Source organism: Micromonospora sp. IBHARD004 (assembly GCF_052814115.1).
In genome coordinates this window covers 2,620,328-2,640,701 of record NZ_CP199934.1, presented here as the reverse complement: position 1 = coordinate 2,640,701, position 20,374 = coordinate 2,620,328, and the positions used below count along the sequence as shown (strand labels likewise).

Annotated in this window: 21 protein-coding genes, 1 pseudogene and 1 riboswitch; of the genes and pseudogenes, 5 read left to right on the top strand and 17 right to left on the bottom strand. The window is 73.8% G+C overall.

The window, feature by feature from the left end; translation table 11 throughout:
- Window positions 1-33: 33 nt before the first annotated feature.
- Both ACTWO6_RS12820 and ACTWO6_RS12815 read left to right on the top strand, forming a co-directional pair.
- Window positions 34-108 (top strand): annotated as a pseudogene (locus ACTWO6_RS12820) (helix-turn-helix domain-containing protein); the annotation flags it as partial.
- Window positions 109-675: an RNA-guided endonuclease TnpB family protein gene (locus ACTWO6_RS12815; RefSeq protein ID WP_446220643.1), complete on the top strand. Its 567-nt coding sequence runs from the start codon at window positions 109-111 to the stop codon at window positions 673-675. It begins immediately after the preceding pseudogene.
- 13 nt (window positions 676-688) lie between these two features.
- On the opposite strand, the gene ACTWO6_RS12810 is transcribed toward ACTWO6_RS12815, so the two are convergent.
- From ACTWO6_RS12810 to rpe, 8 genes are all read right to left on the bottom strand, one after another.
- Window positions 689-952 carry a phosphoribosyl-ATP diphosphatase gene (locus ACTWO6_RS12810; RefSeq protein WP_036375234.1) on the bottom strand — a complete coding sequence of 88 codons (264 nt, stop codon included), beginning with the start codon at window positions 950-952 and terminating at the stop codon, window positions 689-691.
- 291 nt (window positions 953-1,243) lie between these two features.
- Window positions 1,244-1,744 carry a 6,7-dimethyl-8-ribityllumazine synthase gene (gene ribH / locus ACTWO6_RS12805; protein WP_446219845.1) on the bottom strand — a complete coding sequence of 167 codons (501 nt, stop codon included), beginning with the start codon at window positions 1,742-1,744 and terminating at the stop codon, window positions 1,244-1,246.
- A gap of 2 nt (window positions 1,745-1,746) precedes the next feature.
- The gene (locus ACTWO6_RS12800) at window positions 1,747-3,012 is read right to left on the bottom strand and encodes a bifunctional 3,4-dihydroxy-2-butanone-4-phosphate synthase/GTP cyclohydrolase II (RefSeq protein ID WP_446219844.1); all 1,266 of its coding nucleotides are present in this window, start codon (window positions 3,010-3,012) and stop codon (window positions 1,747-1,749) included.
- Complete coding sequence (pnuC, locus tag ACTWO6_RS12795; protein WP_130334368.1) at window positions 3,009-3,704, bottom strand: nicotinamide riboside transporter PnuC; 696 nt, start codon at window positions 3,702-3,704, stop codon at window positions 3,009-3,011. The genes ACTWO6_RS12800 and pnuC overlap by 4 nt, the downstream gene beginning before the upstream one ends.
- Window positions 3,704-4,333, bottom strand: a complete 630-nt coding sequence (locus ACTWO6_RS12790; protein ID WP_446219843.1) for a riboflavin synthase — start codon at window positions 4,331-4,333, stop codon at window positions 3,704-3,706. The genes pnuC and ACTWO6_RS12790 overlap by 1 nt, the downstream gene beginning before the upstream one ends.
- Before the next feature lies 1 nt (window position 4,334).
- Window positions 4,335-5,396: a bifunctional diaminohydroxyphosphoribosylaminopyrimidine deaminase/5-amino-6-(5-phosphoribosylamino)uracil reductase RibD gene (ribD, locus tag ACTWO6_RS12785; RefSeq protein ID WP_446219842.1), complete on the bottom strand. Its 1,062-nt coding sequence runs from the start codon at window positions 5,394-5,396 to the stop codon at window positions 4,335-4,337.
- Window positions 5,397-5,564: 168 nt separating this feature from the next.
- Window positions 5,565-5,736: riboswitch (FMN riboswitch) on the bottom strand.
- 81 nt (window positions 5,737-5,817) lie between these two features.
- A complete protein-coding gene (locus ACTWO6_RS12780) occupies window positions 5,818-6,774 on the bottom strand; it encodes a GGDEF domain-containing response regulator (protein ID WP_446219841.1) in 957 nt (318 codons plus the stop codon).
- 1 nt (window position 6,775) lies between these two features.
- The gene (rpe, locus tag ACTWO6_RS12775; RefSeq protein WP_446219840.1) at window positions 6,776-7,456 is read right to left on the bottom strand and encodes a ribulose-phosphate 3-epimerase; all 681 of its coding nucleotides are present in this window, start codon (window positions 7,454-7,456) and stop codon (window positions 6,776-6,778) included.
- A gap of 259 nt (window positions 7,457-7,715) precedes the next feature.
- Here rpe and ACTWO6_RS12770 point away from each other — a divergent pair, with 259 nt between their 5' ends.
- Both ACTWO6_RS12770 and ACTWO6_RS12765 read left to right on the top strand, forming a co-directional pair.
- Window positions 7,716-8,603, top strand: coding sequence for a septum formation family protein (locus ACTWO6_RS12770; RefSeq protein WP_446219839.1), 888 nt, complete (start codon window positions 7,716-7,718; stop codon window positions 8,601-8,603).
- A gap of 86 nt (window positions 8,604-8,689) precedes the next feature.
- On the top strand, window positions 8,690-9,577 hold the full coding sequence (locus ACTWO6_RS12765; RefSeq protein ID WP_446219838.1) for a septum formation family protein: 888 nt from the start codon (window positions 8,690-8,692) through the stop codon (window positions 9,575-9,577).
- Between the two features lie 61 nt (window positions 9,578-9,638).
- Here the strand turns inward: ACTWO6_RS12765 and ACTWO6_RS12760 are convergent, their stop codons facing one another.
- The 8 genes from ACTWO6_RS12760 to ACTWO6_RS12725 form a co-directional block, all read right to left on the bottom strand.
- Entirely contained in the window at window positions 9,639-10,127 is a 489-nt protein-coding gene (locus ACTWO6_RS12760; RefSeq protein WP_446219837.1) for a zinc ribbon domain-containing protein, read from the bottom strand.
- Window positions 10,128-10,137: 10 nt separating this feature from the next.
- Window positions 10,138-11,052, bottom strand: a complete 915-nt coding sequence (locus ACTWO6_RS12755; protein ID WP_446219836.1) for a hypothetical protein — start codon at window positions 11,050-11,052, stop codon at window positions 10,138-10,140.
- Window positions 11,053-11,127: 75 nt separating this feature from the next.
- Window positions 11,128-12,873: a M28 family peptidase gene (locus tag ACTWO6_RS12750; RefSeq protein ID WP_446219835.1), complete on the bottom strand. Its 1,746-nt coding sequence runs from the start codon at window positions 12,871-12,873 to the stop codon at window positions 11,128-11,130.
- A gap of 311 nt (window positions 12,874-13,184) precedes the next feature.
- A complete protein-coding gene (locus ACTWO6_RS12745; protein ID WP_446219834.1) occupies window positions 13,185-14,831 on the bottom strand; it encodes a transcription antitermination factor NusB in 1,647 nt (548 codons plus the stop codon).
- A complete protein-coding gene (gene fmt / locus ACTWO6_RS12740) occupies window positions 14,828-15,754 on the bottom strand; it encodes a methionyl-tRNA formyltransferase (RefSeq protein WP_446219833.1) in 927 nt (308 codons plus the stop codon). The genes ACTWO6_RS12745 and fmt overlap by 4 nt, the downstream gene beginning before the upstream one ends.
- A gap of 7 nt (window positions 15,755-15,761) precedes the next feature.
- Window positions 15,762-16,319, bottom strand: coding sequence for a peptide deformylase (gene def / locus ACTWO6_RS12735; protein WP_130334348.1), 558 nt, complete (start codon window positions 16,317-16,319; stop codon window positions 15,762-15,764).
- 45 nt (window positions 16,320-16,364) lie between these two features.
- Entirely contained in the window at window positions 16,365-17,606 is a 1,242-nt protein-coding gene (locus tag ACTWO6_RS12730; protein WP_446220642.1) for a cytochrome P450, read from the bottom strand.
- A 61-nt stretch (window positions 17,607-17,667) separates the two neighbouring features.
- Window positions 17,668-18,528 (bottom strand): LysR family transcriptional regulator, encoded by an 861-nt coding sequence (locus ACTWO6_RS12725; protein WP_446219832.1) that lies wholly within the window; start codon window positions 18,526-18,528, stop codon window positions 17,668-17,670.
- Window positions 18,529-18,603: 75 nt separating this feature from the next.
- Between ACTWO6_RS12725 and ACTWO6_RS12720 the strand changes: the two genes are divergently transcribed.
- Complete coding sequence (locus ACTWO6_RS12720) at window positions 18,604-19,329, top strand: CTP synthase C-terminal region-related (seleno)protein (RefSeq protein WP_446219831.1); 726 nt, start codon at window positions 18,604-18,606, stop codon at window positions 19,327-19,329.
- Between the two features lie 9 nt (window positions 19,330-19,338).
- Here ACTWO6_RS12720 and ACTWO6_RS12715 read toward each other — a convergent pair whose 3' ends face one another.
- On the bottom strand, window positions 19,339-20,322 hold the full coding sequence (locus ACTWO6_RS12715; RefSeq protein ID WP_446219830.1) for an AAA family ATPase: 984 nt from the start codon (window positions 20,320-20,322) through the stop codon (window positions 19,339-19,341).
- Between the last annotated feature and the right edge of the window lie 52 nt (window positions 20,323-20,374).

Here is a 20,374-nt window from a genome sequence, read left to right as displayed (position 1 = left end):
AGCCATGATCGTCCCTTTTGGTAAATCTGCCGTGTGAGGACGGCGTACCGGTGCCGGGCGTACCCGACACCCGAACAAGCGGCGGTGCTGAACCGAACGTTCGGGTGCGTGCGCGTGGTCTGGAACCGCACCCTCGCCGCCCGGCACGCCCGCTACCACATCGAAGGAAAGTCCACCTCGTACGCCGAGACAGACCGGGCGTTGACCGAGATGAAGAAGCAGTCCGATCTGGCGTTCCTGGGCGAGGTCTCGTCGGTGCCGTTGCAACAGACGCTGCGGCATCAGCACAACGCCTTGGTCGGCAACCGCAAGCTGGCCCGCGCGATCTCCTGCACCGGCTGGGCCGAATTCCGCGAACTGCTGACCTACAAGGCGCACCGGGATGGGCGGCACCTCGCGGTCGTGGACCGCTGGTATCCGTCCTCGAAGACCTGCTCGGCGTGCGGACATCTGCTCGCCACACTCTCCCTCGGCACACGCCGTTGGACGTGTCCGAACTGCGGCACCCTGCACGACAGGGACGTCAACGCCGCCAAGAACATCGCCGTCGCGGCCGGGCTGGCCGAGACGAAAAACGCCTGCGGAGCGGACGTCAGACACGAAGGGCAACCTTCCGTGCAGTGTGCGATGAACCAGGAACACTCACCCGCGAGGGTGGGAATCCCGGCCCTTTAGAGCCGGGAGGATGTCAAAGATGTCGGTAGACGTCCTTGAGCTCGAGACCGGTGGCGAGCATCAGCACCTGGGCCTGGTAGAGCAGCTGGGAGATCTCCTCGGCGGCCCGCTCGGGACCCTCGTGCTCGGCGGCCATCCAGGACTCGGCCGCCTCCTCGACGACCTTCTTGCCGATGAAGTGCACCCCCTTCTCGAGCGCGGCGACCGTGCCCGAGCCCGGGGTGCCGGCGGCGGCCTTGGCCTGCAGCTCGGCGAACAACTCCTCGAACGTCTTCACGGAATGCGATTCTTCCAGCCGCCCGGATCCACGACGTGCTCCGGGTCCGGGCGCGTCATCTTTCCCCCGCCGTGCCGACGGCGCCCGGACAGCCGTGGCGTACGTCCGGACGCCGTCGAGCGCGCCGGCCAGCGCGGACCAGGTGGCGCCGTCCGCCGGGCCGGCGTGCAGCGCGACCAGCGGCCGCCCGTCGGCCGGGCCCCAGCTGCGGTACGCCATCCGCAGCCCGGGCAGGTCCGCGTACTCGATCTCCGCCACCCCGGAGTCAGCCACGACGATCAGCTGGGGAGGTCAGCCGCCGAAGCCGACCCGCTGGGCGGCGGCCGCGGACAGGCCGCGGATCGCCAGCGCGGCATCCAGCGCGGCGACCGTCGCCGCCCAGCCCTTGTCCTCCGCCGAGCCGGGCAGCCCGGCCCGGTCCCGGGCCTGCTCGATCGTCTCCACCGTCAGCACCCCGTGCGCGACCGGCTTCCCCTCGTCCAGGGCCACCCGGGTCAGCCCGTCGGTGACCGACCGGCAGACGTAGTCGAAGTGTGCGGTCGCCCCGCGGACCACCACGCCGAGGGCGACCACCACGTCGTACCGGCGGGCCATCGCCTGGGCCACCACGGGCAGCTCCACCGAGCCGGCCACCCGGGCCACCACCGCGCGGGCCCCGCACGCCTGCGCGGCGGCGACCGCCCGGTCGACCATGTGGTCGGTCAGGTCGCCGTGCCAACGCGCGGCGACCACGCCGACGGTCAGCCCGGCGGCGTCCACGGACGTCACGCCCGGTTCGCCGAAACCCGCCATGTCTACGCTCCGATCTCGTCGCCGTCGACCGGGCGGCCCATCGGCGCCTCGGTCACCTCGTCCAACTCGTCCAGCAGGTGCCCCATCCGGTCCCGCTTGGTCCGCAGGTACCGCACGTTCTCCGGGTTCGACCGGATCGGCAGCCCCTCGCGGCCGCTCACGGTGAGGCCGTAGCCCTCCAGGCCGGCCCGCTTGGCCGGGTTGTTGGTGAGCAGCCGCATCGAGCGCACGCCGAGGTCGTAGAGGATCTGCGCGCCGGTGCCGTAGTCGCGGGCGTCGGCGGGCAGCCCCAGGTCGAGGTTCGCGTCCACGGTGTCCCGGCCCAGGTCCTGGAGCTGGTACGCCTGGAGCTTGTGCAGCAGGCCGATCCCGCGCCCCTCGTGCCCGCGCACGTAGAGCACCACCCCGCGCCCCTCCTGCGCCACCCGGGCCAGCGCGGCCTGCAACTGCGGGCCGCAGTCGCAGCGCAGCGAGCCGAAGACATCCCCGGTGAGGCACTCGGAGTGCACCCGGACCAGCACGTCCCGACCGTCGCCGAGGTCGCCCATCACCAGCGCGACGTGCTCGGCCGGGTCGTGCTCGGCGCGGTAGCCCAGCGCCCGGAACACCCCGTACGGGGTGGGCATCCGCGCGTCCGCGACCTGCTCCACCTGCTTCTCGGTCCGCCGCCGGTACGCGATCAGGTCGGCGATGGTGACCAGGGTCAGCCCGTGCTCGGCGCAGAACTTCTCCAGGTCCGGCAGGCGCATCATGGTGCCGTCGTCGTTGACCATCTCGCAGAGCACCCCGGCCGGACGCAGCCCGGCCAGCCGGGTCAGGTCGACGGCCGCCTCGGTGTGCCCGGGCCGGCGCAGCACGCCGCCCTCGCGGGCCCGCAGCGGCACCACGTGCCCGGGGCGGGCCAGGTCGGTGGGGTCGGTGGCGGCGTCGGCGAGCAGCCGGATGGTGTGCGACCGGTCGGCCGCCGAGATGCCGGTGCTGATCCCTTCCCGGGCGTCCACGGTCACCGTGTACGCGGTGCCGCGCCGGTCCTGGTTGGTGTGGTGCATCGGCGGCAGGTCCAGCCGGTCGCACTCGCTCTCGGTCAGCGGCACGCAGATGTAGCCCGAGGTGTACCGGACCATGAACGCGACCAGCTCGGGCGTGGCCAGCTCGGCCGCGAAGATCAGGTCGCCCTCGTTCTCGCGGTCCTCGTCGTCGACCACGACGACGGGCCGCCCGGCGGCGATGTCCGCCACCGCCTGCTCGATGCTGCCAAAGGTGGTCATGCGACGGCCTCCGAATAGGTGGGCGGGATCGGGGTGCGGACCGGCGGGGTGGTCCGCGAGGCGCGCCACCAGGCGGCCAGGCCCCAGACGCAGAACGCGCCGTAGACCAGGTACATGGCGGCCGACGGGTAGAAGCCGCCGCGCAGCAGCAGGGGCACGCCGACCGCGTCGACGGCGATCCAGATCAGCCAGAACTCGACCCAGCCGCGGGCCATGCCGTACGTGGCGAGCAGGCTGCCGACCAGGATCCAGGCGTCCGGCAGCGGACCCCACGAGCCGAGCGCGGCGAGCACCGGGTACCCGGCTGCGGTGCCGACCGCCGCCGCGGCGAGCAGGCCGAGGCGTTCCCGGCCGGTGGCCCAGCGGGGCGTCACGGCGGGCTGCTCCCCGGCCGCGGAGCGGCGGTTGCGCGACCAGCGCCACCAGCCGTAGACGCTGACCGCGAAGAAGAAGACCTGCCGGCCGGCCTGGCCGTAGAGGTCGTGCGCCTGCGGGGTGACGAAGACGCCGCCGAGGAAGACGGTGAAGAGCAGCGCGTTGCCGATCATGCCGACCGGCCAGGCCCAGACCAGCCGGCGCAGCCCGAACAGCGCCGAGGCCAGGCCGAAGACGTTGCCGACGATCTCCCGGACCAGCACCGGCGAGCCGGCCACCTGGACCTGGGCGTCGAGCAGCCAGCCGAGCGGGCCCATCAGAGCTCACCGCCCGGTACGGCCGCGCCGCCGGCGAGCCGGTCGCCGAGCAGCCGCTCGACGTACTTCGCCACGACGTCCACCTCCAGGTTGACCGGGGCGCAGACGCCCTTGGCGCCGAGCGTGGTCAGCTTGAGGGTGGTGGGGATCAGCCCGACGGCGAACCAGTCGTCGCCGACCTCGGCGACGGTCAGCGAGACGCCGTCGATGGTGATCGAGCCCTTCTCCACCACGTACCGGGACAGCGCGGCGGGAAGCCGGAACCGGACCGTCTCCCACTGCGCGGCCGGCTCCCGGGAGATCAGCTCGCCGACCCCGTCGATGTGGCCCTGCACCAGGTGGCCGCCGAGCCGGCTGCCGAGCGCGGCGGCGCGCTCCAGGTTGACCGGGTCGCCCGGACGCAGCGCGCCGAGCGCGGAGCGGCGCAGGGTCTCCCCCATCACGTCGGCGGTGAAGACGCCGCCGTCGACGTCGACCACCGTCAGACAGACCCCGTTGACGGCGATGGAGTCGCCGTGCCGGGCGTCCGAGGTGACCAGCGGGCCGCGGATGGCGACCAGCGCCGAGTCACCCCCGGTCTCGGTGGTCCGGACGACCTCGCCCAACTCCTCGACGATGCCGGTGAACATGTCAGGCCTCCCTCTTCCGGGGCAGCGCGGTGATCCGCAGGTCGGGACCGACCTGCGTAACGTCGGTGATCTCCAGATCGATGGCGTCGGCGACGGTGCCCACACCCGCGTCGAGCAGAGCGGTGGGGCCGGCGCCGAGCAGCTTCGGCGCGACGTACCCGACGACCTTGTCGACCAGCCCGGCGGCGAGGAACGCACCGGCCAGTTGGGGGCCGCCCTCCAGCAGGGCCGCCCGCACGCCGCGGTGGTGCAGCTCGGCCAGGAGCGCCGGCAGGTCGACCCGGCCGTCCGGGCCCGCCCCGACCTCCGCGGCGGTGGCGATCCAGGTCCGCGCGGCGCCGTCGCGGACCCGGGCCGCCGCGGGCGTACGCCCCGAGCTGTCCACCACCACGCGCAGCGGCTGCCGGATCGCGAGGGTGCCGTCACGCAGGTTGCGGGCGGTGAGCCGGGGGTCGTCGGCGAGCACGGTGCCGACCCCGGCTAGCACCGCGTCGACGGTGCCGCGCAGCGCGTGCACGTCCATCCGGGCCGCCTCGGAGGTGATCCACATGCTGGTGCCGTCGGCCGCGGCGGAGCGCCCGTCGAGAGTGGCGGCGTATTTCCAGATGACGTACGGCCAGCCGCGGCGCATCGAGGTCAGCCAGGCCACGTTGCCGGCCTCGGCCTCCTCGGCGCGTACCCCGAACTCGACCTGGATCCCGGCGGCGCGCAGGGTGGCGGCGCCACCGGAGGCGACCGGGTTGGGGTCGCCGACCGCGACCACCACGCGGGCCACGCTGGCCTGGATCAGCGCGTGGCTGCAGGGGCCGGTGCGGCCGGTGTGGTCGCAGGGTTCCAGGGTGACCACGGCGGTGCCGCCGCGGGCGCGGCGGCCGGCCTGGGCGAGCGCGACGATTTCGGCGTGCGGCCCGCCGGCGTACGCGTGGAAGCCCTCGCCGACGACCTCGCCGTCCGGGTCGAGGAGCACGCAGCCGACGACCGGGTTGGGGCTGGTGGTGCCCAGCCCGCGGGCGGCCAGCGCGATCGCGCGACGCATCGCCTCGTCGATGGAGACGCTCGCCATCGCCTGTCACTGCCCTTTCACTCGCCGGTCGCGCGCGGGCGAGGGCGGGAGGCAGTCGGCACGGTGTGCCGCAGGCAGGCGGCGGCGGAGATTCGGGGACGGCACAGCCGACCCCGGGAGCCCACGCGGCGCTGAGGAACAGCAGCCGGCAGGGGCCCTCCCCGTCCCGCGCGCTGTCTCCCATCCGGACTTTCGGGGGGCGGACGGACCGCTCCCCACCGTCGGCCCCGGATTCTCACCAGGTCCACCGTCCGGCCGAAGCCGTCCGGGTCGCGGGCTTACCACGGTCGGACCGTGGATCACCGCCGGTTCGGAATTTCACCGAGCCCCGCCAGCGCGTGGTGGGTACACCGAAGTCTTACACGCCGGACGGCCGCCGTCGCCACCGAAGGCGAGCTACCTCACAGATGTCCGGTTGCGCTCAGGTGACGCCGCGGCGCCGGTCGACCGCCACGTACGACCCGGGCTGGCTCTTCGCGACCGTCTTCATCTCCGAGGCCACCGCGATCGCCTCCAGCGGGTCGGTGAAGCGCTTCCCGGAGTCGGAGAGGGAGACGCCGATGGAGAGGGTGACCAGGGCGGCCCGCCGGATGTTGCCCCGCCGGTCCTTGAGCTCGACGAAGCCGCGCTCCCGGTCGGTGGGGTCGTAGAGGGCGTCCGCGGCCTTCTCGAAGTCGACCACCGCCCGGCTGGTCAGCGGCCGGACCTGGCCGGGGGTGCAGACGATGACGAAGTCGTCGCCGCCGACGTGGCCGAGGAAGGCCGGCGGCAGCCCGATCGAGACCACCGCCCGGTGCAGGCTGCGGGCCAGGGCGGAGATGAATTCGTCGCCGCGGACGAAGCCGTACCGGTCGTTGACGCTCTTGAACCGGTCGATGTCGATGTACCCGACAGCGTAGTCGACGCCGTTGCGGACCCGGTCGCTGATCTCCCGCCGGATCCGGCTGTTGCCGGGCAGCCCGGTCAGCGGCGAGACCTCGCGGAACTCCTTGTTGCGGCGCAGCGTGGAGTTGACCCGGGCCACCAGCTCCAGGGTGTCGAAGGGCTTCACCAGGTAGTCGTCGGCACCGACGCTGAGGCCGTTGACCTTGTCCTGCGTCATCCCCTTGGCGGTCAGCATGATCACCGGCAGGGCGGAGGTCATCGGGTCGGCGCGCAGCCGGCGGGTCAGCTCCAGGCCGTCGATGCGCGGCATCATCAGGTCGACCACGGCCAGGTCGGGCCGTTGCCGCTCGATCACCTCGAGCGCCTCCTGGCCGTCGCTGGCGTGGAGCACCTCGAAGCCGTGCAGCCGCAGGTTGAACTCGACGAAACGCGCGATGTCCTCGTCGTCGTCGACGACCAGGATGATGTCGGGTCGCTCGCCGGCCGGGTCCACCTCAGGCCCCGGTGGCCGCGCGTTCCGCCAGGGCGCGCAGGCGGCGGACCGCCTCGGCGGGGTCGTCGGCGCCGTAGACGGCGGTGCCGGCGACGAAGGCGTCCGCGCCGGCCGCCGCCGCCTGCTCGATGGTGTCGGCGGCGATCCCGCCGTCGACCTCGATCCGCAGCTCCAGGTGGCCGCTGTCGACGTGCCGCCGGGCGGCCCGCACCTTGTCGAGGAGCTGCGGGATGAACCGCTGGCCGCCGAACCCGGCCTTGATCGTCATGATCAGCAGGGTGTCGAAGCTGGGCAGCAGGTCGAGGTACGGCTCGATCGGGGTGTCCCGGTCGATCGCCAGCCCCGCCTTGGCGCCGGCCGAGCGCAGGTCCTTCGCCAGGGCCACCGGGTCGTCGCACGCCTCGGCGTGGAACGTCACGTTGTACGCCCCGGCGTCGGCGTACCCGGGCGCCCAGCGGCGCGGGTCCTCGATCATGAGGTGCACGTCGAAGGGGAGTTCGGTCGCGGCGCGCAGGCTCTGCACCACCGGCAGGCCGATGGTCAGGTTCGGCACGAAGTGGTTGTCCATGACGTCCACGTGCAACCAGTCGGCGGCGTGCTCTACGGCGCGGACCTCGTCGGCGAGGTGGGCGAAATCGGCGGCCAGGATGCTCGGCGCGACGATGGGCGGCGGTACGGTCACGGGGCCAGTGTACGAACGCGGTCACCCGCCGCCCGCAGCACGGCACCAACCGGGACCCGCTGTGACCCAGCCGTGACCGGTGGTGCAGAATCGGCCCTCCCGGACCCGATATCCCGGACGAAAAGCCAGTCGCGACTGGCCGATCGACGGAAACCCCGCAACACTCCATCGGGGACGGTCACAGATGCCGCACGCCCGTCGGCGGGGAACGCCGTACGGGCCGCGGCGACCGGCTGCCATCTCCCGGAAGGGGCGGAGGATGCGACGGTGGCTCGTGGCGCTGGCGCTGGCCGGCACGGCGACGGCGGCCCTGAGCGGCTGCGTCAAGTCGCACCGGGCCGACGGCGACCTGACCGACGACTGGCCCGCCCTGCCGGCGCCCCAGCTGTTCATGCCCGCCACGGACGCCTGCCTGCCCCGGATCACCGCGGTCGTGCAGGCCGGCACCTACGAGACGGTGGCCTGCGGACGCAGCCACCTGGCCGAGGCCGTGCACGTCGGCACCTTCACCGGGCCGGCCGCGGCCGGCGCCCGCCCCGAACCGGGCTCCCCCGCACTGCGGACCGCCCGGGCGGAATGCGATCAGCGGGCCCGGGAGGTGATCGGCGGGGACTGGCACTCCGCCCGGCTTACCATGAACATCGCGCTGCCCTCGGTGACCGCCTGGCTCGCCGGCGCCCGCTGGTATCGGTGCGACCTGGCCGAGACCGACAGCATCGACAACACCCGGCCGGTAAACCGGGTGGGCAGCCTGCGCGGCGCGATGGTCGGCGACAACCCGCTGGTCCACCGCTGCTTCGACCCGAAGCTGATCGGCGACAACCTGAACTACATGGCGCCGGTGCTCTGCACCGAGCCGCACCGGGCCGAGTTCGTCGGCGTCTACGTGGAACGCGACATGAGCTGGGCGCAGTTCAGCCGGTCCAGCCAACTGGTGCACCGGCGCTGCATGGCGCTCATCGCCCTCTTCGCCAACGTGCCGAACAACAGCGAGCTGCCGTACCGGGCCGGCTCGATCTTCTACCCGCCGTCGCAGCGGGAGTGGGCGGAGGGCGACCGGGGGGTGCGCTGTTTCCTGTGGAGCGACGACCGGAAGCTGACCCGCTCGATGCGCGGCGTCGGCCCGCAGGGACTCCCCGTCATCTGAGCCCGATTGCCGTATGCTGCTGCGCCGTGGCGTACCGGCGGTGCCAGCCGGGTCGGCGCGACGACGGACGACGGGGAGGTCGGCGGATGCGGCGGTGGTGGACGACGGTCGTCGTGACCGGAACGGTGGCGCTGGCGCTCGCCGGCTGCGCGCCGGCCGGGGTGGACCGGAACCTGGCCGACGACTGGCCGGACCTCGCGCCGGCGAAGGCCTTCGTGCCGGAGAACGGGGCCTGTCACCCCACGGTCCAGGATGTCGGCTACCTCAGCGGCTACAACCCGGTCGAGTGCACCGCCACGCACCGGGCGGAGACCCTGCACGTCGGCACGCTGACCGGGCCGGACGCCGAGCGGAGCGCTCCACCGAAGGCCGGCTCGACCGGCGTGCGGACGGCCCGCGCCGAGTGCGACAAGCAGGTCAGCAAGGCGGTCGGCGCCGACTGGCGGTCCGGACGGCTGCTGGTCTCCGTCATCTTCCCGTCGGCGCTGGCCTGGACGGGCGGCGCCCGCTGGTTCCGCTGCGACGTCGCCGAGGTGGCCGGCCTCGACGACAGCAGCATCACCCCGCGCGGCGCCTCGTTGCGCGACGCGCTGGCCCCGGGCTCCCCGCTCGCCTACGGCTGCTTCAACCCGAAGCTCGTCAAGGACGACATCGACCAGATGCGGCCGGTCGCCTGCACCGCCAAGCACCACGCGGAGTTCGTCGGCGTCTGGCAGGCACCGGACATCAGCTACGACGAGTTCCGGCGCACCTCGCTGCGGGCGCACAAGGCGTGCCGGGGGCTGATCGCCAAGTACGTCAAGGTGCCGAACAACAGCGACATGCAGTACCGCGCCGGCACGGTCATCTACCACCCCTTCGAGCAGGAGTGGCAGGACGGCAACCACGGCGTGCAGTGCTTCCTCTGGGTCGACGACCGCACGTTGACCCGGTCGTTGAAGGGCGCCGGGACCAAGGGCCTGCCGGTCCAGTGAGCGGGGTGGGCCGTCGCCCGCCGCGCTCCCCGGTGCCGCCTAGTGCGGTGTCCACCAACGTTCACCGGGTTTCCGGTGGGTGTTGTGGATCCTCGCCTTGAGGGGCGAGCGACTCCCCACCGGATGGTGGGGCGGGCCTCCGCAGGCCAACTGATCCTCGCGCCACCCCTGGTGGGCGGCGGGGGTCACGTCGGGACCGGCCGGCACCGGGCAGGTGCCGGCCGGCTCGACGGTGCGTGACCACCTCCGGCAGCACAACGGCTGCCGGGGTGGTGGGTCCGCCGCCCGGAACGCGGGTGGCGATGCTGGCGGCCGCGACCAGGTCGCGGTGGCCGGAGAATGCGCAGTGCGGGCAGGACAATGTCCTGCCCCGGGGTTTCGGCACCCGCCGTCGGCAGGCGGGGCAGGTGGAGGAGGTGCCGCGTTCGTCGACCAGCCGGACGGTGATCCCGGCCAGCGCGGCTTTGTCGGTGAGGACCTGCAGGAGCCGGCCGATCTGCCACTGCCGCAACCGCAGGTTGTGCCGCCGCCCCGCCGGCAGATTCAGCACCCCGCGGGGATCACCGACGTGCAGCACACCGACCCGCTGCCGCACCGCCCACGAGACGACGCCGCGGGCGGCTTCGTGCTGGGCCTGGCGGACCCTGCGCCGGTGCCGGCCCCTCCACCAGGCGTGTCCGGCGGCGGTACTGCCGCCACCGCCGCGACCCCTTCTCACCACGTTTCGGCGCCCGCCGTGCCACGGCGCGGCGGCGGGCTTTGGTGTCGGCGAGGTGCATGCGGTGCTCGGCGCGGATCGCCCGCCCCGACACCAGCAGTGCCTCCCCGTCGGGGCCGGCCACGGCGTAGGGGTGGATAATCCCGAGATCCACCCCGGCCACCCTGCCGGAGTCCGGTCCCTCACCCGGCGGGTAGACCGCCACCGGCACCTCGGCGGTGACGTCGAGGAACAGCTGGCCACCCTCACACAGCAACGTGACCGACCGGACCTGCTCGGCCGGATACGGCACCTCCCGCGCCAGGCGCACCCACAACGGCGCACTGCCCCTGGCGGTCGGGATCCGGACGCGGCGCCCGTCGAGGGTGAACGTGCCGTGATACCAGCGCACCGGCACCAACCCCCGCCGACGACGCGGAAACCGGGCCGACACGTCACCGCCCTTGCGGCGTTTCGCCGCCGCGAACCACGCATCGGAGAACCGGCGCAACACCGACCGGGCACCCGTGGTGTCCAGTTCTGCGAACGTGCCCGGCCCCGACGCGGACAGCTCCCGGCATAGCTGCTGATAGCCGACCAGCGGCGCGTCGTGACGGCGGCGCCGCCACGTGTTGACCTCCAACACGCACGCCCACAGGTCACCGGCGGAGCGCAGCAGCCCGAAACACCGCCGCCGCTGCCCGGCTGTCACCCGCAACGCGACGCGCGCGGTGCGGTGCACGACCCGCGGGGCGGCGGGATCCCGACGGCGAGGCACGAACCGAAGCCAACATCACCGGTACGACACTTTCCCCCACCCCGACCAATCCGGCCAACGTTTGTGGTCAGAGCACTAGCTGGCCTGCAGCGTCACGTCGTCGACGACGAAGCTCGTCTGCAGCGACGAGTCCTCGACCCCGGTGAACTTCATAGTGACGGTCTGGCCGGCGTACGCGGCCAGGTTGAAGGTGCGCTGCACGTAGCCGCTGGCGGCGTTGAGGTTCGAGTACGTCGCCAGCGTGGTGGTGCCGATCTGGACGGTCAGCCTGTCGTACGCCGTCGAGGTGGTGGTCTCGGCGGTGTCGATGTGCAGCCAGAAGGCCAGGGTGTAGCTGGCGCAGCCGGCCGGCACCGTCACCGACTGGGACAGCGTGTCGGTGTGGGTGCTGCCGTACCCGTCCAGCCAGGCCTTGTAGGAGCCGGTCCGGGCCGCCTGGCTGGTCGAGTTGGTGATCACGCCCGAGGTGGCGGTCCACGGCGTGGTGCCCGACTCGAAGCTGCTGTTGCCGATCAGCTGACCGCCGGCGCATCCGCCGCTGCCGGTCACCGTGACGCGGTACGTCGCGCTGCGGCTGACCGAGCCGGTGCCGGTGACCGTGATGGTGAAGGTGCTGGTGGTGGCGGTCGACGAGGCGCTGACCGTCATGGTGGCGGAGCCGCCGGAGGTCACCGACGACGGGCTGAACGACACGGTGACCCCGCTCGGCGCGCCGGCGGCCGACAGGCTGACCGTCTGCGCGCTGCCGCTGGTCGTGGTGGTGCTGACCGTCGCGGTGGTGGAGGCGCCCCGGGCCACGCTGCCGGAGGTGGGGCTCACCGCCACGGAGAAGTCGTTCGTCGGGGTGCCGCCGACCGCGAGCTGCCAGATCGCGTACGCGACGCCGTCGGCGCTGCGGTTGAGGATCGTCGCGTTGATGTTGCTGGTGGTGTCGCAGGAGCGGTGGTAGCAGGAGTCGTACGCCGCGCCGGCCGTGCCGCCCCACTTGCTGGCCTGCGCGGAGGTCTTGGTGGCGCTGGCCCCGGCGGCGTACCCCGAGGTGGGGATGCCGGCGTTCTGGAACGAGTAGTCGTCGGAGCGGCCCTGCCCCTCGACGTTCTCCTCAGGCTGAAGGCTGAACGAGTCCCAGTACGCCTTCAGCGGCGCCGCCGTGGTGGAGGTGACCCGGTTGATGAAGTAGCCCCCGTTGGGCGAGCCGACCATGTCGAAGTTGTAGTAGCCCTTGAGGTAGCTCTTCTGGGTGGCGCTGAGCGAGTTGACGTAGAACTTCGAGCCCTGCAGGCCCTGCTCCTCGCCGTTCCACCAGGCGAACCGGACGCGCTTGGTCATGCTCGGGTTCTGCTGGGCCAGCACGAGCGCGTTCTCCAGCAGGGTGGCCGAGCCGGAGCCGTTGTCGTTGATGCCCGGGCCGGCGGAGACGCTGTCCAGGTGGGCGCCGAACATGACCACCTGGTCGGCCGGGCCCTGCGGCCACTCGGCGATCACGTTGTTGCCCGGGTAGGTGCAGGTGGTGCAGTTCTGCTCGGTGACGGTGTAGCCGGCGGCCTGGAGCCTGCCCTTCACGTAGCTGACCGAGGCGGTGTAGCCGGCGGAGCCGGCCCGTCGGTTGCCGCCGTTGTTGGTGGCGATCGTGTTGAGCTGGGTCAGGTGGGCCTGGACGTTGGTCACCGAGATGTCCGGCGCGGCGGCGAGCAGGGTGGGGGCGGCCGCGGCCGCGGTCACGGGCGCGGGTGCTGCGCTGGCCGTGGTCGCGGCCAGCGTCGACGTCATGCCGGCGAAGAGGGCGAGCGCGAGGCCCGCGATCGGGGTGCGACGACTCATCGAGACTCCTCGTGGGGGTCGGCGGGGAGCGGTTCGGGGATGGTGCTGGTGATCGAAACAGTTACATGTATCGATTGAATAGTCAACGGGGTGTCACCGATCCGGCGCGGTCGGGGGCGGGCCGACGTCCGCCCCCCGACGCCGTACGACCCGGTCCGCGTCGCCTGGCCCCGTGTCATTGGTGATCACACCGCTGCTCGCCGTCCACGGCGTCGTGCCCGACTCGAAACCGCCGGCGCGGGTGCCGGCGGGTCGGGTGGTGCAGGCATGCACCACCGCATCCGGGCAGGTCATTGCGGTGCGTCGCGGGTTCAGCCCCGGCGCAGCACCGCCAGGAACATCGCGTCGGTGCCGTGCCGGTGCGGCCAGAGCTGCACCGTCGGCCCGTCGCCCAGCCCCGGCATGCCCGCCGGCATCAGCGGCCGGGCGTCGACGAAGTCGACCGGCAGGCCGCAGCGGCGGGCGGCCTCGGTCACCGTCACGTGCGTCTCCACCGTGTGCGGTGAGCAGGTGACGTAGGCGACCAGACCGCCCGGGCGAACCGCCCGCAGCGCCGCGGTGAGCAGCTCCCGCTGCAACCGGGTCAGCGGCGGCAGGTCGGAGGGCTGGCGGCGCCAGCGGGACTCCGGCCGGCGGCGCAGCGAGCCCAGACCGGTGCAGGGGGCGTCGACCAGCACCCGGTCGAAGTGCCCCTCGGGCAGCTCCGGGTCGGCGCCGACCGTCCGGCCGTCGGTGGCGAGCACGGTCACCGGCAGCCCCCGGGTCGCCTGCTCGACCAGCCGGGCCCGGTGCTCGGCCACCTCCACCGCGGTGAGCCGGGCACCCCGCTGCGCGGCGAGGGCGCCGAGCAGGCCGGCCTTGCCGCCCGGACCCGCGCAGAGGTCGAGCCAGCGGGCGTCCGGGCCGTCCAGCGGCGCGGCCACCAGGGCGTTCGCCACCAGCTGGGAGCCCTCGTCCTGGACGTGCGCCCGACCGTCGAGGACCGCCCGCAGCTCGCCCGGCGCGCCGCCGGAGAGGTAGACCGCGTACGGCGAGAAGGCGCCCGGGGCGCCGCCCACCTCGTCGGCCAGCTCCACCGGATCGGCCAGGCCGGGCCGGGCGCACAGGTGCACCGGTGGCCGTTCGTTGTCCTCGATCAGCAGCCGTTCCGTCTCGCCGAGATCGCCGCCGAGCGCCTCGGCGAAGGCCCGGACGATCCACTGCGGGTGGCTGTACGCCAGCGCGAGGTGCCCGACCGGGTCGGTCTCCGTTGCCGGGGCGAGCTTCGCCACCCAGCCGTCGTGGTCCCGGGTGGTGATCTCCCGCAGCACCGCGTTGGCGAAGCCGGTGGCGCCCGGACCCACCGACCGCACCAGGTCGACGGTCGAGGAGACCGCCGCGTGCGCCGGCACCCGGGTGTGCAGGAGCTGGTACGCCCCGAGCCGCAGCGCGTCGCGTACCGGCGGGTCGATCCGCTGCACGTCGCGGGCGGCGGCGTCGGTGATGATCGCGTCGAGGGTGCCGGTCTGGCGCAGGGTGCCGTAGGTCAGCTCGGTGGCGAAGGCGGCGTCCCGACCGACCAGCCCCTCCTCCCGCAGCATCACGGGCAGCACCAGGTTGGCGTACGCGTCGTCCCGGTGCACCGCCGCGATCGCCTGGTACGCGACCTGCCGTGGCAGGTCGACGACGGGCCGGACCGGCCGCCGGCCGGCGCCACGCCGGTCCGCGCCGAACTGGCCGCCGCGCGGGCGGTCCCCGCCCTGGCCCGTTCGCCCGCCGCGCGGGTACCGGTCGCCGCGCTCGGCCCCGAAGGACCGGCCCCGGTCGCCGGGCCGCTCCCCGCGGCCACCCTCGTCGGAGCGCGGGCCGTCGGCACGGTCGAACCCGCCCCGCTCGCCGCCGGACGGCCGTCCGGTCGACGGGCCGCGTCGGCCCTCGTCGGAGTCGCGCCCGCCCCGGGGCTCGGCCGGCCCGGTCACGCGAGTACCTCCCCGGCGGCGACCCGGGCGCCGCGCGCCCAGTCGCTCGCCGACATGGCCTTCTTGCCGGCCGCCCGCACCTCGCCGAGCAGCACCGGGACGGTGGCCGTACCGGCCAGCACCCGGGCCTTCTCCACCAGCAGCTCGCCGGGCTTCAACTCGGGGCCGTTCGCCACCGGGACGACCGGGCCGAGCTTGACCCGCTCGGCGCGGAAGGTCGTCCACGGGCCGGGGGCCGGCGTGCAGGCGCGGATCCGCCGGTCGACGGCGAAGGCGGGGTCGCCCCAGCGCACCCGGGCGTCCTCGACGGTCAGCTTCGGGGCGAGGGAGACCCCGTCGGCCGGCTGCGGCTCGGCCCGCGCGGTGCCGGCCTCGATCGCGTCGAGGACGGCCACCAGCAGGCCGGCGCCGGAGTGGGCGAGCCGCTCCAGCAGGTCGCCCGAGGTGTCGGCGGGGCGGACCTCGTCGGTCACCGTGCCGTACACCGGGCCGGTGTCCAGCCCCTGCTCGAGCTGGAAGACGCTGGCCCCGGTCAGCTCGTCGCCGTGCAGCACGGCGTGCTGCACGGGCGCCGCGCCCCGCCAGGCGGGCAGCAGCGAGAAGTGCAGGTTGATCCAGCCGTGCCGGGGGATCTCCAGCGCGACCGGCGGCACCAGCGCGCCGTACGCGACCACCGGCACGCAGTCCGGCGCCAGCTCGCGGAGCCGGTCCAGGAACTCGGGCTCGCGGGGCCGGGCCGGGGTGAGCACCTCGACGCCGTGCGCGTCGGCCCAGGCGCCGACGGGCGAGCGGACCAGGCCCCGGCCGCGACCGGCCGGCGCGTCGGGACGGGTGACCACGGCCAGCAGCTCGTGGCCGGACGCGGCGATGGCGTCCAGGGCGGGGACGGCGACGTCGGGGGTGCCGGCGAAGATCAGACGCACCGGCGGCTCACCTACCCAGACCGAACGGATTGCTCAGGTGCGGGCTGAGCTTGACCACCGGCGGGGCGGCCTGGTCGTACCACTCGGCCTGGCGGATCGCCTTCATGGCCTCCTTGCGCCCTTCGGGATCCAGCCGGTCGACGAAGAGCACCCCGTCGAGGTGGTCGGTCTCGTGCTGCACGCAGCGGGCCATCAGGCCGCTGCCCACGATCTGCATCGGGTCACCGAAGGCGCTGAACCCCTTGGCGATCACGTTCTGCCGGCGCTTGGTGTCGAAGTAGAGCCCGGGGATGGACAGGCAGCCCTCCGGGCCGTCCTGTTCCTCCTCGTCGGGGAACTCCAGCACCGGGTTGACCAGGTGGCCGAGCACGTCGTCCACGTCGAAGGTGAACACCCGCAGGCCCACGCCGAGCTGGGGCGCGGCCAGGCCGGCGCCGCTCTGCTCGCGCATCGTGTCGGTCAGGTCGGCGACGAGCTTGCGCAGCTCGGCGTCGAAGTCGACCACCGGATCGGCCGGCGTGCGCAGCACCGGATCCCCGAACAGACGGATGGGCTGAACGGTCACGCGGGGTGGCTCCTTCGACGGCGGGACGAACTCTGCAGCACCAGTCTACGGAGTGGCCCGGGCCGCCCCGGCCGGCGTACCGCGATCGGTGAGCGGGGACTCCTCACCCACGGTGACCGGCAGGGTGGCGTAGCCGCGCAGGGTCAGCCGGACCCGCCGCACCGGCTCGCCGGCCAGCGCCAGCCCGGGCAGCCGGCTCAGCAGCAGCGGGAAGGCGACCTGCGCCTCCAGCCGGGCCAGCCCCGCGCCGAGGCAGTAGTGCGGGCCGGCGCCGAAGGAGAGCGGGTGGATCTGCGCCCGCCACGGGTCGAACCGCGCCGGCTCCGGGTACCGGCGGGGGTCCCGGTTGGCGGCGCCGAGCATCACGATCAGCCAGCTGCCGGCGGGCAGGTCGAGCCCGCCGTAGCTGGCCGGGGCGATGCTCATCCGGGAGGTGAGCTGGACCGGCGAGTCGTAGCGCAGCAGCTCGTCGACGAATGCGGCGGCGAACTCCGGGTGCCCGCGCAGCGCCTCGGCCGCGCGGGGGTGGCCGAGCAGCACCGCGAGGCCGTTGCCGAGCAGGTTGGTGGTCGTCTCGAAGCCGGCCACCAGCAGCACCACCAGGTTGGCCAGCAGCTCGTCGCCGGAGAGCCGCTCGCCGTCGGCGTCGTGCACCTGCACCAGGGCGGTGGTCAGGTCGTCGGCCGGGGCGCGGCGGCGGGCCCGCACCAGCTCGGCGAAGTAGTCCCGCAGCTCGGTGGCGCCCCGGTCGGCGACGGCCAGCTCCTCGGGGGTGATCTCCGGCTCCAGCACGCCGGTCAGGTCGGTCGCCCAGCGTCGGAACAGCGGCCGGTCCGCCGCCGGCACGCCGAGCAGGGCACAGATCACCCCGACCGGCAGCGGGTACGCGAAGTCGGCCATGAAGTCGACCGGCTCGCCGGCGCGACCCCGGTCCCGCATCTGGTCGACCAGCTCGTCGGCCTGGGCGACCACCACGTCGCGCATCGCGGCGATCCGGCGCGGGGTGAAGGCGCCCGCCGCGAGCCGCCGCATCCGGCTGTGGTCCGGCGGGTTGGTGCGCAGCATCGACCGGGAGATCGACGCCACGGCCGGGCTCTCCCGCCAGCCGGGCAGGAACTGGTCGCGCAGGTCGTCGTCCATCACCCCGAACCGGGGGTCGCGGAGGATCTCGTCAGCCTCGGCGTAGCCGGTGACCGCGTAGAAGACCGGCCCCGCCTGGACGACCGGACCGTGCGCCCGCAACCGCTCGTAGGTGGGATAGGGGTTCACCCGCCCCTGCGGGGACATCAGCAGCGCGAGGGCGTCGGCAGGATCCACGGTCAGCCTCCCGGGAGATGGGCGACCTTCATCATGCGCCCGTGGCGCCGATCCGGCGATCCCCCGCCGACCCCGCCGGCCGGATCAGCTCGACCCGGTGCACCAGCCGCGGCTCGCGCACGTCGACCCCGACCAGCTCCGGGTGGGCCCGAACGGTCCCGGCGGGCAGCACCGCGAGGCCGTGGCCGGCGGCGACCGCGGCGAGCAGGCCGGCGACATCGGTCCCGTCGTACCGGACGGCGGAACGGAACCCGTCCGTGCCGGTGGCGGCCCGCAGCTGCGGCAGCGGCGCCGCGACGTCGGGCGCGTCGATCCAGCGCGCCTCGGCCAGGTCCGCCAGGGCCAGGGCCGACCTGCCGGCCAGCGGGTGCGCCCGGGGCAGCGTCACGACCGCCGGCTCCTGCCCGTGCACCGACACCTCCGTCGGGCCGAGGTCGGTGACCGGCAGCGGGTCGTTCGGGGCGGTGAACCCGTCCAGCAGACCGAGGTCGAGGGCGTCGGTCGCGACCTGCCGCACCAGCTCGTCCCGCGCCGCGACCCGGAGCACCAGCCCGGCCGCCGCCTCGCCGGCCGCCAGGATCGCCGCCGCCGGCACGGCCAGCGGCGTGGCGCCGACCCGCAGCCGACCGGGGCGCGGGGTGGCCAGCCGGGCCAGGTCGGCCCGGGCGGCGGCCAGCCTGAGCAGGATCGGCCCGGCGTACGTCAGCAGCCGCTCCCCCGCGACGGTCGGCGCCACCGGCCGACGCGCCAGCAGGCGTACGCCGAGGTCGGCCTCCAGCGCGGCGACGTGCTGGCTCACCGCCGACTGGGTGTAGCCGAGCTCCACGGCCGCCGCGGAGAACGACCGGAGGCGCGCCACGACGGTGAAGGTGCGCAGCAGGTGCGGGTCCACGTCGATAAGCCTTTCTGATCGCGGCAGCAGAGATCATCGTTGGACCTGATCCACCGCCCGGGCGAGGATGATCGCATGACCGCCGCCCGCCTCGCCCTCGTCGCCGATCGCTCCCCCGCCGTCCGGTCGCACACCCGGGTGCCCGCCCTGCTGGCCGCGCTACGCGACCGCCACGGCATCGACCTCGACGCCTACTGGATCCCCACGGAGGAGGTGGCGGCGAGCCGGCTGGCCGAGTTCGACGGGGTCTGGCTGCTGCCGGGCAGCCCGTACCGTAGCGAGCCGGGCGCCCTCCGCGCGGTGCGCACCGCCCGCACCGGCGACCTTCCCTTCCTGGCCACCTGCGGCGGCTTCCAGCACACCCTGCTCGAGTACGCCCGGGCGGTGTGCGGCCTGACCGGGGTCGCGCACGCCGAGAACACGCCCGGGGCGGAGGATCTGCTCATCGAGCCGCTCTCCTGCGCCCTGCGCGGGCACGAGGGGGTGGTGCGCTTCACCGCCGGCTCACTGGCGCAGCGGGCGACCGGCGTCGAACGCAGCGTGGAGCGGTACCAGTGCGGCTACGGCCTCAACCACCGCCACCTGGACACTCTCGTCGCGCACGGCCTGCGTTTCACCGGGCACGACGACGACGGCCAGGTACGGGTGGCCGAGCTGCCCGGACACCCGTTCTTTCTGGCCACCCTCTTCCAGCCCGAGCTGGCCGGCGACGGCGACGAGCCGCACCCGATGGTGCGGGCGTTCGCGTCGGCTGTCGCGGCCCGGGCGGGCCGCCGCCACCCGGCCGCGCCGGTCCGGTAGGTCGCGCGCTCAGACGCCGGTGCCCGGCTCCCCGGCCAGCACCGCGTCCCCGCCGAGCAGGGCGTGCTCGGGCAGCGGCAGCGCGATGCCGTGGGCGGCCTCCCAGTCGTGGATCATGCTGGGGCGGACCTGGGCGGCGAGGTAGTCGACGGCGCTCATCCCGCCGACCACCGGCTCCTCCACCTCGGCGACCAGCCGGGCCGGGACGAGGGGGAAGCCGCTCTGGATGGCGGCGCTGAGCCGGCGGTGCCCGTCGACGACGAAGAAGTACTCGCCGGTGTAGCCGATCCGCAGCGGTTCGAGGGCCTCGTCGCCGGCCCCGGCCACCTCGCCCACGAACTCGGAGTCCCAGAGCCCGCGCAGGGTGGTGATGTCCTCGGTCGGGTAGACCCGGGCCGGGTCGAGCAGCAGCAGCGGCTCGCCGTCCGCCAGCACGTCAGCCCCGAGCCGGCCCTCGTACGCGTCGATGATGTGCGCGATCACCTGCTCCGGGTTGGCCCGGGTGGTGTCGCAGATCAGGTCGTAGTTGCGCAGCCGGGCCTTGTCGACGCCGTACCGGACGATGAACCGGCCGCGCTCGCTCTCGCTGCGCTCCCGGAGCTTCGCCTTCGCTTCCTCCAGGGAGGCGTAGCTCTCGGCCGGGCCGGACGGGCGGGCGAGCACCCGGCGGGCCGCCTCGGTCGGCTCGGTGATCATGTGCACCTTGAGCGCGTCGGTGAAGAAGTGCCAGGCCAGCCGGGAATCCATCACCAGCGACTCGCCGGAGGCAGCGATGTCCCGCTGGAGCTGGTCGACGTAGCCGTCGACCGCCTGGTCCAGCTCGGCGTGCAGGTTGAGCTGGAGCGCGGTCATCTGCCGCTCCTGCGCCATCTGCCGGTAGAGGTCGCCGACGCTGACCCGGCGCAACCCCAGCCGCTTGGCGATCTCGACGGAGACGGTGCTCTTGCCGCTGCCGAGGTCGCCGTTGAAGACGATCGATTGACGAACGGTCACAACTGGTCCACCCCTGCTCACCGGCTGATTGACATCATCGATTTGGCGTCGG

Coding starts and splice junctions, on each gene's coding strand:
- ribH (WP_446219845.1), bottom strand. CDS start 1,744: ATGGCGGGTTTCGGCGAACCGGGCGTGACGTCCGTGGACGCCGCCGGG.
- ACTWO6_RS12800 (WP_446219844.1), bottom strand. CDS start 3,012: ATGACCACCTTTGGCAGCATCGAGCAGGCGGTGGCGGACATCGCCGCC.
- pnuC (WP_130334368.1), bottom strand. CDS start 3,704: ATGGGCCCGCTCGGCTGGCTGCTCGACGCCCAGGTCCAGGTGGCCGGC.
- ACTWO6_RS12790 (WP_446219843.1), bottom strand. CDS start 4,333: ATGTTCACCGGCATCGTCGAGGAGTTGGGCGAGGTCGTCCGGACCACC.
- ribD (WP_446219842.1), bottom strand. CDS start 5,396: ATGGCGAGCGTCTCCATCGACGAGGCGATGCGTCGCGCGATCGCGCTG.
- ACTWO6_RS12770 (WP_446219839.1), top strand. CDS start 7,716: ATGCGACGGTGGCTCGTGGCGCTGGCGCTGGCCGGCACGGCGACGGCG.
- ACTWO6_RS12765 (WP_446219838.1), top strand. CDS start 8,690: ATGCGGCGGTGGTGGACGACGGTCGTCGTGACCGGAACGGTGGCGCTG.
- ACTWO6_RS12750 (WP_446219835.1), bottom strand. CDS start 12,873: ATGAGTCGTCGCACCCCGATCGCGGGCCTCGCGCTCGCCCTCTTCGCC.
- ACTWO6_RS12730 (WP_446220642.1), bottom strand. CDS start 17,606: ATGTCCCCGCAGGGGCGGGTGAACCCCTATCCCACCTACGAGCGGTTG.
- ACTWO6_RS12720 (WP_446219831.1), top strand. CDS start 18,604: ATGACCGCCGCCCGCCTCGCCCTCGTCGCCGATCGCTCCCCCGCCGTC.